This is a genomic window from Kribbella sp. NPDC031520, assembly GCF_055580825.1.
This window is the reverse complement of record NZ_JBVIKS010000005.1, coordinates 315070-329696: the sequence shown is the minus strand read 5'-3', so window position 1 is coordinate 329696 and position 14627 is coordinate 315070. Positions and strand designations below refer to the sequence as shown.

Sequence of the window (14627 nt, the reverse complement as noted above, 5' to 3'; positions counted from 1 at the left end):
CCTCGATTATCGACCTCAGGCCGGTGTCGGCGCTGGCTTTGTGGGCGCCGGACCGCCTGGGACGACCCGTCAGGTGGGGATCACCTTCGGCCACCATGGCGGGACGTTGCCCGGGCAGATCCCGGGGGATCCGGCCGGGGTGCCCTGCCAGGAGAACAGCGCGAGGTCGGCGATCGCGATCGCGATGCAGGCCGCGAACAGCGAGAACAGAAACGCCTTCCCGGCGTACCGGAAGACGACGGTGAACAGCACCAGGTTGACGATCAACGCGATCGGTACACCGAGGAACAGCAACGTCAGCCCGTTCGGCACACTCCCGGTGACGTCCACGCGGCACGCCTTCCACGCCCGCGACGTCATCACGATCAACCCGAAAGCCGCCCCACCACCCACGACCACCGCAAGGAACGACTCCCCCTTGCTCCCCTTCGCAGCAAACGCCATAGGCATCACCGTAAGTGATCCCCGGACTCACTTCACCCCAACTCAGACTCGCAGCCCGGTGTCGAGTCGTGGGAATCGGTCGCCTGAGAGAGCCACTTCTCACGACTCGACGGAGGCGGCCCGAGCCGATCGCCACGACTCGGCGGGGCCGACGTCAGGGACGTAAGGCCTCGAGTACGCGGTCGGCGACCTCGTGGACCGGCGCCGTGTCGTCGACCAGGCGCGCGCCGTACCGCGCGTTGTCCGCGTCGGCCCGGGCCTGCCATCCAAGTACGCGCTCCAGCTCACCCGGCGTGAGCCGAAGCTGGCCCGCTGGAGGAGACGGCGCTTGAGGGTGGCTGCGTCGACCATCAGGTGGACGACCTTGCTGAAGAGGTCCCAAACCTCGTCCTCGTTGCCGACGGTCCCGGTGATGAACGTGATTCCGGCGCCGGGCGTGAGGCGCCGTACGGTTTCGGGCGGCAGGCGGTACGTGTGCCCGCCGTACCAACTGTCGCCCCGGTCCGCCGCCATCGACACCTCGACCCCGGACGCATTCTCGAACCAGCGGGCCAACCCATCCACATCGACGTCGTACACCACGTACCCGCGCCGCCTGAGCTCCTCCCCCACTGCCGTCTTGCCGACACCCGACACCCCGGTGAGGTACACGAGCGTCATTGGCGACTGGTCCTCGGGGCGAGCCAGAGCATGGTGGTGACGGGTTCGTGGGGGTCGGTTGGTACGACGACCAGTTGGTGGTCGTCTTCGTAGAGGACTCGGCCGGGGTTGGGGGAGGTGTAGCGGGCGCAGGGGACGTTGTGGTTGGTGAGGATGTCGAGGTAGCCGGGGATCGGTTCGAGGAGGTGGGCGGCGGTGGGTTTGAACCAGGATGCGGCGAGCGGGTTGTCCGCGTAGATCGTGGGGTCGACGGTCGACGGGTTGGTGTACGTCGCGTCGTACCAGTCGTTCGCCGTACGCCGGAAGCGCTCCTCCTCGGCGCTCAGGTACCCGCGGTGCGCGAGCATGTTGACCAGCCCGAAGATCCCGATCCGCCGGCCGCGACGATCCGGGAAGGGGCTCTGATATCGCACGTACACGGACCCAACCTAATTGTCGGCGGGGCCGTCTACGCTCGCGGACCATGGCGGAAACCGCAACCTCGTACGACGCGTCGCCCGAGCACCAAGCCGCCTGGGAGCGGTACTCGGGGGAGGAGTAGATGCCGCAGATCCTGCTCGTACGGCACGGTGAGGCCGACGGGTCCCAGCTGGACGACGAAGGCTGGTGGGGTCCTGCCCGCGACTTCGCCCCGCTGTCCGCGCTCGGCGTACGACAAGCCAAACACGCAGGCAGGCGACTGCGCGACTCCGGCGCTCAGCGCATCGTCGCTTCACCGATGACGCGCGCCCTGCAGACGGCCGCGCTGATCGCCGCCGAGACGCAGCTCCCGATCACCGCCGTCGACGTCGACCTGCGCGAATGGCTGCCGGACAACACGCTGTCCTGGCGCTCCGAGCAAGCCCTCGCCGCGATCGACGACTACACGAAGTACGACGGCAAATGGCCGCCCGGCGAGACCCGAACCTGGGAGCCGCGATCGTCCGTACGCCGCCGCGCCCTGAACGCTCTGCACCGCCAATCCACCGGCGACCGATTCATCGCCGTCTGCCACAGCATGGTCATCGAAACCCTCACCGGCGAACGCGGCATCGAACACTGCGGCATCCGCCAGTACACCCTGCAGAACCCCACAACCGCCAACGTCTTCCTACCAAGCGCACCATGACGGCGCTAGGTGGGCTGCTGGGTCGTGACGGCCGGGGTCAGCTGCTGGGGTGAGGTGGGGCGGCGGGTGGTGATGAGGGTGCTGATGATGTCGGTGACGAAGAGCAGCTGGAGTGCCGCGTGGACGGCGAACCGGCTCGGCGTGATGGACCGGCGGCGGAGGAGTACGGACAGGTAGGTGATGCTGTAGATCGAGGTGGGGAGAAGCATCAGATAGGTGCCGATCACGGCGGGGACCAGGGCGGCCGCGGTGAGGGTGCCGACGAAGGCGACTCCGGCGGGGCCCATCAGGAGGATTGCGCCGCGGGTGATCGCCACCGGGATCAGCGTCACCGCGAGTACGACGACGGCGCACAGCACGAAGTTCTGGACGAAGAGTGGGATCATGACGAGCTTGACGGCGCGGGCCGAGCGGCGGAGCGCTTCGAGGTCGTCGAGCAGGAACAATCGGACCGCCGTACGGAACGCGACCAGCGGCACGACCGGGGCGACCACGAGCAGAACGAACTCCAGCGACGCGCCGAACGAGAGCCAGTACGTACCCTCGGCCACAAAGCCTCCGGGATCTCCGAGGGAGTGGTAGTCGACCAAGTAGAGCATCGCGACGAACGCCAGCCAGATCAGCGCGACTGCCGACCCGACCGCGAGGACCACGGTGAGCAGGTTCCTGGCGAACGCCCCCGGCGGCCGGCTCGTTCCGAGGATGCGCCGGGCTACCTCGACCACCAGGATCATGCTGACGACGTCGACGACGAACAGGAAGTGCATCGCCAGATTGATACCGAGGAACGCGCGCCCGATCCGGTCGTCCTCGCGCAGTAGCACCAGGATCGCCACACCGTACGCCGACGTCGGCAACATCACGACGTACGTCAGCACCATGAACAGCAGCCCCAGGAGGATCCCGGCCAGGCCGAGGCGATCGCTGTCACCGGCACCGACCACGGCGACCGTCTCCGCGAGGGCGACGAAGTTCAGGACGAAGAACGGGACGGCGCCGAGCTTCGCCAGGTTCGCCGACTCCTGGAGCGCGCCGAGATCACGCCGGCGCGACAGCCGTACCGCGTCGACGACGGCGAGACCACCCAGCAGCAGGTAGACCGCCAGCCACGCACCGAGCACGACGAACGCGACCGCGAGGTCCCCCGAGTCGTCGATCCGGAACGGCTTGCCCATCCCGATGCCAAAGGCAACGAACGCCATCAGCACCGCGCCAACCGCGAGCACCACGGCCAGCGCCTTGGCCGTCCCCGTACTTCCCATGTCCGCCTCTCCTGGCCTTGAGCCGCGGCCCCATCCTCTCGCCCGAACAGGTCAGCCGTCGACGACGGTTCAGGAGCTGATCAGCGCGTCGACCCAGCGGTCGTGGTTCTTGGCGGAGTAGTCGGCGGCCGGGCCCCAGAAGTTGGTGTGGCCTTCTTCGTAGAGTTTGGCCCAGGGTTGTTCGCCGGTTTCGTGGCCGCGGACCAGGAGGTCGTACGAGCCGCGGGTGCGGGCGGCGATCTGGGCGGGGAAGGCCAGGCGCTGTTCGCGGTTCAGGCCGTAGCCGTCGGCGAAGGCGCGCAGTCTGGGGGCGTCGACCTCCGCGTCGCCCCACGGTAGCAGCGCCACGAGGGTTTGGGCGGCGTACCCGAGGTCCCACAGGCGGGTCGACGGGCCGGCGTTGTCCCAGTCGATGAAGACCCAGCGGTCGTCGGTACGGACCAGGTTCCACGGGGCGAGGTCGCCGTGCAGGATCAGGTCGCCGCCGGCCGGATCGGGTACGACGGGATGCCACTCGGCGTCTGGCGGGGGCACGAAGGTTTCCATCGCGTCGTGGAGCTCGCGGATCATCCTGCCGATGCGGTGCAGTTCGTCGACGGTGAGCGGCGGCAGCGTGTCCGCCAGTGCGCCGGGGATGTATTCGAGGACGTGCCGCCCCTGGTCGTCCCGGCCCAGCGTCTGCGGAGCACCTTCGAAATCCTTCAGGTGCTCGAGAATCGCCTCGACGCCTGCCGTATGCGCGAGCGCCGGCTTCCGTACGGTCGAACCGATCCGGACGACGACGTCCGCGACGTTCCCGCCGGTCAGCACCTCCTCGTCGTACACGCCCGCCATCATGTCGTGCCGGGGCGGTGCGCGGTACGGATTTACGGTGGACCGTGGCCTTCGACACCTTTACCGTGGACCGGTGACAACGGTCAGGCAGTTTCAGGTCACCTTCGACTGCGCGGAGCCGGAGCGCGTCGCCCGCTTCTGGTGCGAGGTCCTCGGGTACGTCCTACCGCAGCCGCCGGACGGGTTCGCATCGTGGGAGGAGTACGACCTCACGCAGCCGGAGGACGAACGCGGGAGCTGGTCCGCGTGCACCGATCCGAACGGAATCGGCCCGCGGCTGTTCTTCCAGCGCGTACCCGAAGGCAAGGTCGTGAAGAACCGGGTACACCTCGACGTCCGCGTCGGCACCGGTCTCGTCGGCGCGGAACGCCTCGCCGCCCTGATGGCCGAACGTGATCGCCTGATCCCACTCGGCGCCGTCGAAGTACTCCTCCAGGAGGCCGACGGCGTCAACGAATCCTGCATCTGGATGAACGATGTCGAAGGCAACGACTTCTGCCTCGACTAAACTAGATGGCCTACGACGTGCCGAAGAACGCCGCTCACATGAACGATGTACTCACGCTCGAATTCGTCGTACCGGTTGATCGCCCCGACTGGCCGGTTGTCGCGATCCGCGTCAACGGCCGTGACCCGTTCGGGCAGGACGGCTGGCAGGAGTTCGATCCGGCCCAGATCCTCGGCGAAGGTTCGCCACTGGTCCCCGACGATCACGGGCGGCGCGTGGCCGTGTACCGCTGCTCGTGCGGCGAGCCCGGCTGCGGGGTGATCGCGCCGTACATCGTCGCCTCACCGGACCGCCGGCGCATCTCGTGGGTCGACTTCCGCGACTACACCGGCGTGTTCACACGCCCGCTCGCGCCGAGCTCCGACGAGTACGAAGGCCGGTCGTGGGGCTTCCCGGACCTGCACTTCGACCGCGACGAGTACCTGGCCGAGGTACGCCGAGCCACCGCCGACCGCTCGTGGGAGACGCCGCGCCGCCTGACGGCCCGCCTTCTCGAAGAGCAGCTACGCCCGATGCCGACCCTCGAATGGGTCAGCCCTGCCTGGCAAGACGAAGGCGTCGTTCTCTCGATCAAGCAGCACGGGCAACTGCTCCTCCACCTGACCAGTTCCGAACAGGATCCGGCCCGAGCCGCCACCGACATGGCCCGTCGGCTCCGATCCACCGCGCCCGAGGAGTGGGCGCGGGAGTTCGGTTTATGAGACGTCGGGTCGGGTCATCAATGGCGCCCGGACATGCTTGACCAGGTCGGGGCCGGTCAGCGGTACGACGTTCCAGGTCGCGGTGGCAGTACTGCCGTTGATGGTGAGGCGTACCCGGTGTGGCGTGGTGATCACGTACAGGTCGGCGACGTACGTGTCGTCCTGCCACGCGCCCATTGCGACGATCGGCCGGCCGAGAGGTGAGCTCTCCCGCCACTCGCCGTGGCCGACGTCGACGGTCAGCGGTCCGACTTGGAGCGTCCAGCCGCCGTCGACGGGAGTCAGGGTCACCGCCGTGCCGTCGGGGAGCGCCGAGGCCTCGGGGGAGCCGTCGATGCTCGCCTCGGCCGAGCGTCCCGCCGTACCTTCGACGGTCGCAAGCGACAACCCGCCGAACCTATCGGCGACCGAGTCGTCGGCGGAGTCCAGCGCCGGCAACAGGCGCTCCCAGAGGAGGCCTGGCAGCGCGTCGTCCTGTTGGATGGCGGCGGTCACCGCGACGACAAGCTCGTATGATGGTACGACGACGCAGTACTGCTCGTACGCGCCGTGCCCGTGGTACCCGTGCCGCGACATCCAGAACTGATAGCCGTAGCCGCACAGGAAGTCCGCGTTCTCCGACCACTCTGGGTGCGGCAGCGTGTCCACATACTTCGTCGTCGCGAGCTCCACCCACTCACGCGGCACCAGTTGCTGGTCGCCCCAGCGTCCGCCGCGCAGGAGCAGCTCACCGAACGCGGCGATCGCCTCGGTCGTCAGGTGCAGCCCGTGGAACCCGAACGCGGCACCACTGGCGACCCGATCCCATTCGGCGTGCTCGATCCCCATCGGCTTGAACAGCCGCTCATCGAGGTACTCGGGCAAGCCCTGCCCCGTGACCCGCTCCACCATCCGGGCGAGGATGAAGGTGGTGGCGTTGTCGTACATGTGCCGCGTCCCCTCGACGTGCACGAACGGCACCCGCAGAAACCCCTTCACCAGATCCCGAGGCTCCAACTGCCAGGCTTCCTCGAGACTGTCATCCTCGTGCCCGACGGTCATCGACAACAAGTGGTGAACGTTGATCCGCCGCCCCTGCTCCGAAACGTCCGCCGGGACATGCTCCGGCAGCACATCCACAACACGATCGTCTACCGACAACAACCCATCGCCGATCGCCATCCCCACGGCGATCGAGGTGAACGACTTCGTCAACGAATACAGCAGATGTACGCGCTCCGCCGAGTAAGGCGCCCACCACCCCTCAGCAACAACCTGCCCGCGGTGCACCACCATCAACGAATGACACTCGACCCCCCGCTCCCGAAGCCCGTCGAGCAACCCACCAACCGCCCCTGACGCCCGACCCCGCGGCAACAGTTCCACCCACCGAACGCTAACAAGATCCGACCTGCGATCAACTGGATATTGGCCTGACCATGGACCTGAACCGTTATCTGATCAGATAAGGATCGAGGTGCCGGGATGGACAAGGACAGCCAGGCGGTCGGCGCGTTGCTGGACGAGGCGCTCGCCGAGAGCGGTCTGTCTCAGGCAGCGTTCGCGACTGCACTTGGTACTTCCGCGTCCCGACTCTCGACGTACCGCTCCGGCAAGACCAAGCCGACCGCACAGTTCTTCCTACGAGCCCAACGGATTGCTCACGCGCTGCGGGCGGCACGCGAGTACCGGATCATGACCGCACCGGCGACCGCGGCAGCCATTCGCGAGGCGACTGACGACGAGTGGGCCTGGCGGATGCTGCTCCAAGGCCGCGATCACCTGCACCTGCTGCTACTCCGGCACGATGGCTCCGAGGGTGCGTGGGAAGCAGCCCCTGGTACGACGGGACAGGCTGGTTTCGACGCACTGCTCGCAGCCCTGACCGCTCACGAGTTCCGGGGCAGCCGGCGAAGACCCGCCGGAGTGGAGCAAGATCAAGCCGCTTGCCGAACCGTGGATCCCGGAGCATCCCTTCCTCGACCGTGAAAAAATCATCGAGCAAACCCCGGACTACCTCGCCCAACTCAACCTCTTCGTCCCCGCCCGCGACCTGGTAACCGCATGAGCGACCCCAGGAATCCGGCCCCGCACCGACAGGTCCAGCTCGCCCGAACGGGATTGAAGCCCGCCCACTCGACATGAGTTCAGCTCGGACCGGGTTCCAGGGCCAGTAGTTCGACCAGTTGCTCCGTGGGGAGGACGTGTGCGCGCCAGCTGCGTTCGTATTCGTCTCACTACGGCCGAGATCACCTATCGCACCGTCGAGACAGGACACGCTCAGCTCGGCGGGCGGCGGTCGGACCTGGATCGCGCCGCGTCCCAGCCAAGTCCCCCGACGCACGTATTCGAACGGCAACGTCTGCCACGCACATGTTGTCGCCGGCATTAGGGTCGCGGAATGGTAGTCAGCCTGCCCGACGCGCGGCCGTTGGGACCCGACGCTGCAGGGCGATGGGTTCGGTGGTGGTGTTCGGGTGGGTGGGTTCAGGTGGTGGACGAGTGGGTCGACCGCCGATTGCGGGAGGTGGGTCGGCGGGTCGTTGGTGCGGGGGTGACTTCTCGGGTCCGGTTCTGGTCGGTGGTTCGGTGTTATGGGACGGATGACGGGCTGGTCTGGTTCAAGGAGAACAATCCGGGGCAGCGGTTCGAGGCTGGGCTGGTTGGGGAGTTGGCTCGGCTGGTGCCTGAGGACGTGATCGTTCCGCTGGCGGTGGATCGTGAGCGGGGCTGGTTGCTGACGGACGACTGCGGTACGACGCTCTCGCACGCCGAGGTCGCGAATCAGGCGACGCGGCTGATCGTCGTACGGGCATTGGCTCGGCTGCAGTGCGCCGTGCTCGGGGAGCTCGAACGGGCGATGCTCGAACTCGCACCGGAGACGGCCGGGGATCGGGTACGCGGGGTGGTTCGCGAGTGGGCCGAGCTGCCGGCCGGGCATCCGTTGCGGATCGAGCGGGAACTGGTGGCGCGTGCCGAGTCGGCGGCTGACGTTTTGGATCGACGTACGGCGGCTCTTAGTGGGACCGTTCCGCTCGACCTGGAGTTCAACGACGTCTACCCGGCGAACATCTTCGCCGACCGCAGGACCGGCGTACTCCGCCCACGCTTCTTCGACTTCGGCAACACGCTGTGGGCGCACCCGTTCGTCACCGTGCACGGCTTCCTCGACTCAGTCCTGGAGTGGACCCGCAGCCCCCTGTCCCGCGAGCACCGCGAAGAGCTGTACGCCACCTACCTCACGATCTGGAGCGACCACCTCGACGCCGACCCCGCCGTACTCCGCCAGGACCTGAACGCCACCGAACCACTCGTAGCCGTACACCGCCTGATCTCCTGGCGACGCCTCATCCCGTACGCCGACCCGATCGAGCTCCGGTCCCGGGCGGAGATCCCACGGAGCTACCTGGACGCCCTCGCCGCACTGGCCGACTAGCAGACCTCGCTATCGGGACTTCTGGCCCTGCCCGCGCCGCCCGCCGGCTGCGCACCCTGAAGTGAGGAGGGTCAAGACGATGCACCATCAGCTGTCGCGTACGACGCACACGGTGGAGCTGGCTCAGCTCCACGAGATCAACGCCGCCCTCGCATGCGGTCATCCCGTCACCGCAGCCTCGGTCGGCATCTCCACGACGGTGCCTGGTGACGCCGTACTGCGCTACCTCGAAGCCAGCGGCCCACCCGAGTACCCGTACATCTACGGGCACTTCAGCACTCCCGGCTCGGCCGACACAAGACGGATCGAACTGCACACGACACACCTGCGCGCCATCAGCCACCACCTGTCCCTCACCACCCACACCTGGGGCGTAGGCCCGACACCCGAGAAATACAAAAGCCCGGTTCAGCTGAGCTAGGCGTAGCTTGTCTGGGCAACCTGGTCGGAATCAGCTCCAGAGGCAGAAGGCATGCCCAGCAGGATCCAGCATCACCCTCAACCGGCGCGGGTCTCGGTCCGCGGGCTGTCGACGAGCCTCACGAGCACCGATTGAGACTGCGCGCGTCACCGCAGCTTCGACGTCCTCCACCCGGATCTCGAAGTGCATCATCTTCGTCTGCGCGGGAAGCTCCTCCGGCCACACCGGAGGCACGTACCAGTCGTTGGCCTGGATATTGAGCCACATTCCACTGCGGGACTCTCGCAGTGCAGCCCAACGCCGCTCGCGCTCGGCGACCTCCGCCCCGAGCAGGTCGCGATAGAAGGCGACCTCAGCGTCGTAATCGTCGGGCCCGCAGTCGATGCACACCGCGTTCCATCGGAACTCCGACGCTGCCTCATCGGAACCTTGCGTGGTTCGTCGACTCCTTCACGGATCGGCTAGAGCCAAGGTGGGTCGTGTCGGGCCACGTACGCCCGTGCGCGTTCGGTCGGGTCTGACCAGTACTGATGCGGCTGTCGATGCACGTGCTTTTCGCAGAACTCCCGAAGGTCACTTGTGATCGTCTCGACCTCACGTACGGGAAGACCTTCGAAGTCGCTGTTGACCTGCAGGAGTTCGGACTCGAGGTTCCACCCCGACGCGTCGAACGCCCAGCTACCCCACCTCGCGTACGTGTGCATCGGATGCTCGAAGTCACCCATGTACATCGCCGCCAACGAGATCTCCCGATCAGGATAGAAATCCCGGCACGTCCAAGCGAGGACGTGGCATGCCCCACTCGAGAAGAACGCCTGATCCGTTCGCTCCCACGAGACGCGCTGATCCGCCCGCTCGATCGCACTCCGCCGAAACACCCCAGAAGCCGTCGCTGCCATGAGCCGACACTAACGAGGCGATCCCCCAAAACGACGACGGCGGCGTCGCGGGCGGCGCGGCAGCGCACGTCGACCTGAGCGCGCGGAACGGGGCATCCGGACCGGCGCTGACGCACGCGGAGCTGAAGGCTACGTTTGGCGTTGCTTGCTCGGCGGCACGATCTGAGTCTTGTTCTTGTCCTCTGCCTTCGCGTGCTTCTCGGCGCGTTTCTCCTTGAGAGACTTACCCGCCTTCTTGGACATGTGTTGCCGAGGCGATTTGTCGGCCATGGCTGCTCCTTGAGCGGGAAGCCTGACTGGCTTCCTGAATCCACCGTACGCCGGGGATGGGCGCGAATGTCAGGTGGCGGAGGCCGTGTGGGCCGCGAGGATGTAGTTGGGGTACAAGTCGAAGTTGGTGCGGGCGCGGTCGTAGCGCATGGTGGTTCGTGGGCCGGCGTGGCGGGCCGCGACGACGAGTCGAGGGCTGCGCGATTGGTCTGGTCGCAGAGCTCGTCCGCGTTGGGCGCGCATGAGGAGTGGGGCGCAGTCGCCCCGGAACGGTCGGGCTGTCGGATCGCTCACAACCGGCGTACCGGAATCCTCGAAAGAAATCCGGGAGGCGGTGCCGGATCGGGGCAGAACAGTACGCTGGATCGTGTTGACCCGGCCCTACGAGGATTGCCATGGGCACCGCATCGAAGTTCATCACCGGAGTCGCCGGCATCGCCGCCGTGGTGCTGCTGTTCGCGGGCCAGTTCGTCGGCGCGATCGGTTCCCGCACCGAGCCGGCGTTCGACAGCTCGACGCAGGAGATCGTGGCGTTCCTCCACTCGCTCCGCAGCGGTCCGCAGACCGCCGGCACGGTGATCGTCCTCGCGGGCATGGTGGCGTTTCTGACCTTTGCCGCCGGGCTGCGTGACGTGCTGGCGCCCACCGGTGAGGGCGTGCCGGTACTGGCGGTGCGGGCGGCCCAGCTCTGCACGGTGGCTCTGGTCGTCGCCGTGACGGTCGGCGGGTGGGAGCTTGCCGTGCTGCGGGCCAGCGACCTCGACCCGCAGATCGCCCGGCTGATCTACGACCAGGGCAGCCTCACATTCGCGAACTCGTGGGTGCTCCTCGGAGGCTTCGCCGCTGGCGCCGGCGTGGCTGTGCTCACCGGCCGGGCCGTACCCGCCTGGCTGGGCTGGTGGGCGCTGGTCGCCGCCGCGGGGTTCGTGGTCGCCCGGGCGCTGTGGCTCAGCACGTTCTGGCTCCTGCCTTACCTCCTACTGTGGCTGTGGATCGTGATCGTCAGCATCCTGCTCCTCGTCCGCGCCCACCGGCCAAAAGGTGCAGCGAGCAGCCGATCGATGGGCACGTAGTCGACGGTCAGCACCCGGGCGCAACTCCGCCACGATCCGTTGCGAGCTCTCGACGGCACGCGGCGTCCGCGCATTGGCAGATCCGTGCGTTGGCCGTGTCAGTCGGGAGGTCCGGAGATGCGAAACCCCAGGTCATCCAGCTCGTGACCTGGGGTTTCTGTTGCGCGCTCGGAGGGATTCGAACCCCCAACCTTCTGATCCGTAGGACCCGGCAGCACATGTGCGGCAGCCCGCGTCAGGTTCGTCGGCAGGGCCAGCAGGTGCGACGATCGGCCGAGTGTGAGGGGTAGTTGGGGTACGACTGGGGTACACGATCTCAGCCGGGCGCAGTGCCCGATCCCGTCTCCGGCGCAGCCGGTATCCACCCGACATCGCCGGTTCAGCTCTGGTCCAGCGCCCCTCCTCGGCCTGCCCGATAGCCGGATCTCGCGTGTCTCCCTGCCCATCTGACGGACTCCGGGTGTACGTTCGCGAGTCTGGGGACTTTTACTCGGTAAGCGATCAGGGGTCATCGATGGCGGATTCTCCTACGACCTACCCAAAGGTTCCAGCGAAGGCTTGGCGCGCTCTGCAGGAACGAGCAAGCTCCGCGCCGTCGGTGAAGTTCTCGCCTCAGTACGTAGCGTCCCTCCTGGACTTCGGGAGCCCCGACAGTGCACGAACCAACGTTGTGAACCCGATGCGACGTCTCGGTCTTATCGATGAAGACGGAACGTTGACTGACCGAGGTCGCAAGTGGCGGGTGAAGGAGTCGTACAGCGAGGCATGTCAGGAGATGCTGGATGAAGTTTATCCGGATGACTTGGCTGGCCTCACTGATAGCGCTGGTGCGGTCGATGCCGGCAAGGTACAGGCGTGGTTCGAACACAGCGGACTCGGGACGTCCAACGCTCGCCAAATGGCAGCGACCTACGCGATGATCGCCAAGAAGCAGCTGCCGGAACCCGGCTCAGCGGAAGCAAATGGATCGTCAGGTCAGCGTGCGAAGTCTGAGCCTCGCAAAGCAAAGAAGTCTACGGTCCAGCCGCCCAAGCCGAACGCGTCGACGGTCCATGATCTAGGCAGCAACGGTGCCGGTGGCGGTAGCGGTGATGGACAGAATCTGCCAAAGGTTCATCTCGATATTCAGATCCACATCCCTTCCGATGCAACCCCGGAGCAGATCGATCAGATCTTCGCCAGTATGGGCAAGCATCTTTACGGTCGATGATGCCCAGGGATGACCCTCATCTGAGCGTTCAACTGGCTCGGCGGATTGCCGGTGACGTTGCTGAGTTCGGCCAGCCGACTGCAAGATCCTCAACCGAGCCATCTCAACAGAGTGAGCTAGATCCTGCTGAGCCACTTCTAGCGGAGTACGACAGGCGTGTCGTGGACGCAGACCTCCGGGCGGCGACCCGTTCGCGCTTCATATCGACCCACTATGCCGACGCAGTCGAGGCAGGCGTAAAAGCTCTGAATGAATGCGTGCGTTCTCGTACCGGACTCGCGCTCGATGGTGACACGCTGATGACGACGGCCTTCTCAGCCAACAATCCGCTGCTGCGGTTGAACCGCCTTCGCTCCGACAGTGACAAGAGTGAACAGCGCGGCCACATGATGATGTGTCAAGGAGTTGTTGCCGCGTGGCGGAATCCCCGGGCTCACAGCAGTCAATTCGAGGATTCTCCACTCAATACGATCATGATGCTTGAGCACGTTCAGCACCTCATGAGCGTGACCAAAGCCGCTACTCGCACTCGTCGGCGACGCAACACCTGACCGCTACCCGACTCCCACACCTGCCCCGTCCCCCTGATAGCTGCCAACCAAGGTCAGCGCGGTGCGGGTCAAGAGTCGGCTTGCCGATCCCGGAGGGACGCAGAGCGCTCTTGAGGCGTGTCGTGGTGACCGTACGATCGAGCGGCCAGGGGGACGGGGCCAGACCGACGACCTTTCGATGCCACCAGCCTCGTCCTGTCCGGCGGGATGAGCGGTTGAGACCGGTCGTACGCAGATGGTGCGCGCGGCGGAGGGCGTCGGCCGGAGGTCGTAAGCCCGGGCCGCGCTGCGCGCCGCTTGCGGCGCGCCTTGATTCTTAAGAGGTTAATCCGGCAGCGAGGGCCCTGCTGAGCACTGTCGTCCGTCGGGTGATGTGCGACGGTCGTCCGCCTGGTGGTCTGCGACAGTGCGAATGCGCGGATCGGGGTACGGCGCGGAAGATGTCGCGATGTAGACGGGTCTACGCGGCAGGGAGCGCGGCGGCTGCAGCAGCGAGCTTGGCAGCCACGTCGTCAAGCGAGGACTCCGCCGTGCTGAGTCCGGCGTGCGACGCGAGCATCGGGCTGACGTCGTACAACTCGTCGAAGGTCACGCCGTGCGTGACGGGAACGACACGCCTGCTATGGAGCAGCACGGCGAGTTCCTTCTCTGCGATGCCCTCGTTCTTGATGCTCTTGAGCAGCGCTGGCGTCACCAGCACAATCCCGATGCGAGAGTTCCGGAGCCCCTTGTCGATCTCGCGAATCATCAGCGAACCGAGCGGAATGTCTTCCTCGCTGAACCAGACAGTCGCCCCGTTCGCCTTCAGTTGACGGTTGAGGTCAGCCGCGCTGCCTGCACGGTCGTCCCAGGCGTGGCAGAGGAAGAGGTCGCGACGGTCCGGGTGGGTACGAGCTTGCTCCGCAGCCTTCTCAGCGTAGGGCTCAACGGCCCGCCACTCGCTAGGACTGTACGAGACGGACTTGCCGGTCCTGGTGCGTCGCGAGGTAGAGCCGCCGGCCGAGGACGACCCGTATGTCGATCCCCGCCCGCTGCCATACGACGACGAACCGCCGTAGGAGGGGTAAGAGGAGCGGTACCGCGACCGCCCGCCGCACGCAGGGCAGTTCGCTGCCGCGGCAGATGAGCGGTGACCACGGACGGGGGCTGTGCATTGCGCCATGAAGTTATGCTAGAGGCCTCCTCCGACACTCAGATCACGACGTGTGGATCCGCAGGGCCCGCGTGAAACGGGGGAAGACGACGTTCGTCGGCGAAGTTCTTCCGCTCAC

Annotated in this window: 19 protein-coding genes; 9 read left to right on the top strand and 10 right to left on the bottom strand. The window is 66.5% G+C overall.

All coding sequences use genetic code 11. From position 1 onward, the window contains the following. Nucleotides 1–69: 69 nt before the first annotated feature. The 3 genes from ACZ5BU_RS26845 to ACZ5BU_RS26835 form a co-directional block, all read right to left on the bottom strand. Nucleotides 70–444 carry a hypothetical protein gene (locus ACZ5BU_RS26845; protein ID WP_465703187.1) on the bottom strand — a complete coding sequence of 125 codons (375 nt, stop codon included), beginning with the start codon at nt 442–444 and terminating at the stop codon, nt 70–72. Between the two features lie 99 nt (nt 445–543). Then, the gene (locus ACZ5BU_RS26840; RefSeq protein ID WP_465703186.1) at nt 544–1104 is read right to left on the bottom strand and encodes an AAA family ATPase; all 561 of its coding nucleotides are present in this window, start codon (nt 1102–1104) and stop codon (nt 544–546) included. Beyond that, nucleotides 1101–1523 (bottom strand): hypothetical protein, encoded by a 423-nt coding sequence (locus ACZ5BU_RS26835; protein ID WP_465703185.1) that lies wholly within the window; start codon nt 1521–1523, stop codon nt 1101–1103. The genes ACZ5BU_RS26840 and ACZ5BU_RS26835 overlap by 4 nt, the downstream gene beginning before the upstream one ends. Before the next feature lie 122 nt (nt 1524–1645). On the opposite strand from ACZ5BU_RS26835, the gene ACZ5BU_RS26830 reads away from it, so the two are divergent. Continuing rightward, nucleotides 1646–2212, top strand: coding sequence for a histidine phosphatase family protein (locus ACZ5BU_RS26830; RefSeq protein ID WP_465703184.1), 567 nt, complete (start codon nt 1646–1648; stop codon nt 2210–2212). Between the two features lie 5 nt (nt 2213–2217). Here the strand turns inward: ACZ5BU_RS26830 and ACZ5BU_RS26825 are convergent, their stop codons facing one another. Both ACZ5BU_RS26825 and ACZ5BU_RS26820 read right to left on the bottom strand, forming a co-directional pair. After that, nucleotides 2218–3474 (bottom strand): DUF6652 family protein, encoded by a 1257-nt coding sequence (locus ACZ5BU_RS26825; RefSeq protein WP_465703183.1) that lies wholly within the window; start codon nt 3472–3474, stop codon nt 2218–2220. Between the two features lie 69 nt (nt 3475–3543). Continuing rightward, the gene (locus ACZ5BU_RS26820; RefSeq protein ID WP_465703182.1) at nt 3544–4299 is read right to left on the bottom strand and encodes a phosphotransferase enzyme family protein; all 756 of its coding nucleotides are present in this window, start codon (nt 4297–4299) and stop codon (nt 3544–3546) included. Nucleotides 4300–4381: 82 nt separating this feature from the next. On the opposite strand from ACZ5BU_RS26820, the gene ACZ5BU_RS26815 reads away from it, so the two are divergent. Together ACZ5BU_RS26815 and ACZ5BU_RS26810 are read left to right on the top strand one after the other, a co-directional pair. Beyond that, nucleotides 4382–4816 (top strand): VOC family protein, encoded by a 435-nt coding sequence (locus tag ACZ5BU_RS26815; protein ID WP_465703181.1) that lies wholly within the window; start codon nt 4382–4384, stop codon nt 4814–4816. Between the two features lie 5 nt (nt 4817–4821). Beyond that, a complete protein-coding gene (locus ACZ5BU_RS26810; RefSeq protein WP_465703180.1) occupies nt 4822–5517 on the top strand; it encodes a hypothetical protein in 696 nt (231 codons plus the stop codon). Here ACZ5BU_RS26810 and ACZ5BU_RS26805 read toward each other — a convergent pair. Then, a complete protein-coding gene (locus tag ACZ5BU_RS26805; protein WP_465703179.1) occupies nt 5512–6882 on the bottom strand; it encodes a serine hydrolase domain-containing protein in 1371 nt (456 codons plus the stop codon). The two genes, ACZ5BU_RS26810 and ACZ5BU_RS26805, sit on opposite strands and share 6 nt — an antisense overlap. A 99-nt stretch (nt 6883–6981) precedes the next feature. On the opposite strand from ACZ5BU_RS26805, the gene ACZ5BU_RS26800 reads away from it, so the two are divergent. The 3 genes from ACZ5BU_RS26800 to ACZ5BU_RS26790 all read left to right on the top strand — a co-directional run bounded on the left by ACZ5BU_RS26800 (nt 6982) and on the right by ACZ5BU_RS26790 (nt 9353). Next, nucleotides 6982–7485, top strand: coding sequence for a helix-turn-helix domain-containing protein (locus tag ACZ5BU_RS26800; protein WP_465703178.1), 504 nt, complete (start codon nt 6982–6984; stop codon nt 7483–7485). A 565-nt stretch (nt 7486–8050) separates the two neighbouring features. Next, nucleotides 8051–8932, top strand: a complete 882-nt coding sequence (locus ACZ5BU_RS26795; RefSeq protein ID WP_465703177.1) for a hypothetical protein — start codon at nt 8051–8053, stop codon at nt 8930–8932. Between the two features lie 79 nt (nt 8933–9011). Continuing rightward, on the top strand, nt 9012–9353 hold the full coding sequence (locus tag ACZ5BU_RS26790) for a hypothetical protein (protein ID WP_465703176.1): 342 nt from the start codon (nt 9012–9014) through the stop codon (nt 9351–9353). A 30-nt stretch (nt 9354–9383) separates the two neighbouring features. Here the strand turns inward: ACZ5BU_RS26790 and ACZ5BU_RS26785 are convergent, their stop codons facing one another. From ACZ5BU_RS26785 to ACZ5BU_RS26775, 3 genes are all read right to left on the bottom strand, one after another. Further along, complete coding sequence (locus tag ACZ5BU_RS26785) at nt 9384–9743, bottom strand: VOC family protein (RefSeq protein ID WP_465703175.1); 360 nt, start codon at nt 9741–9743, stop codon at nt 9384–9386. Nucleotides 9744–9814: 71 nt separating this feature from the next. Further along, nucleotides 9815–10252, bottom strand: a complete 438-nt coding sequence (locus ACZ5BU_RS26780; protein ID WP_465703174.1) for a hypothetical protein — start codon at nt 10250–10252, stop codon at nt 9815–9817. Between the two features lie 129 nt (nt 10253–10381). Beyond that, nucleotides 10382–10522, bottom strand: a complete 141-nt coding sequence (locus ACZ5BU_RS26775; protein WP_465703173.1) for a hypothetical protein — start codon at nt 10520–10522, stop codon at nt 10382–10384. A 395-nt stretch (nt 10523–10917) separates the two neighbouring features. Between ACZ5BU_RS26775 and ACZ5BU_RS26770 the strand changes: the two genes are divergently transcribed. The 3 genes from ACZ5BU_RS26770 to ACZ5BU_RS26760 all read left to right on the top strand — a co-directional run bounded on the left by ACZ5BU_RS26770 (nt 10918) and on the right by ACZ5BU_RS26760 (nt 13356). Beyond that, nucleotides 10918–11595 carry a hypothetical protein gene (locus ACZ5BU_RS26770; RefSeq protein WP_465703172.1) on the top strand — a complete coding sequence of 226 codons (678 nt, stop codon included), beginning with the start codon at nt 10918–10920 and terminating at the stop codon, nt 11593–11595. A gap of 679 nt (nt 11596–12274) precedes the next feature. Next, nucleotides 12275–12805, top strand: a complete 531-nt coding sequence (locus tag ACZ5BU_RS26765; protein ID WP_465703171.1) for a hypothetical protein — start codon at nt 12275–12277, stop codon at nt 12803–12805. Nucleotides 12806–12966: 161 nt separating this feature from the next. Continuing rightward, complete coding sequence (locus tag ACZ5BU_RS26760) at nt 12967–13356, top strand: TIGR02391 family protein (RefSeq protein WP_465703170.1); 390 nt, start codon at nt 12967–12969, stop codon at nt 13354–13356. 460 nt (nt 13357–13816) lie between these two features. Here ACZ5BU_RS26760 and ACZ5BU_RS26755 read toward each other — a convergent pair whose 3' ends face one another. Further along, complete coding sequence (locus ACZ5BU_RS26755; RefSeq protein WP_465703169.1) at nt 13817–14518, bottom strand: toll/interleukin-1 receptor domain-containing protein; 702 nt, start codon at nt 14516–14518, stop codon at nt 13817–13819. Between the last annotated feature and the right edge of the window lie 109 nt (nt 14519–14627).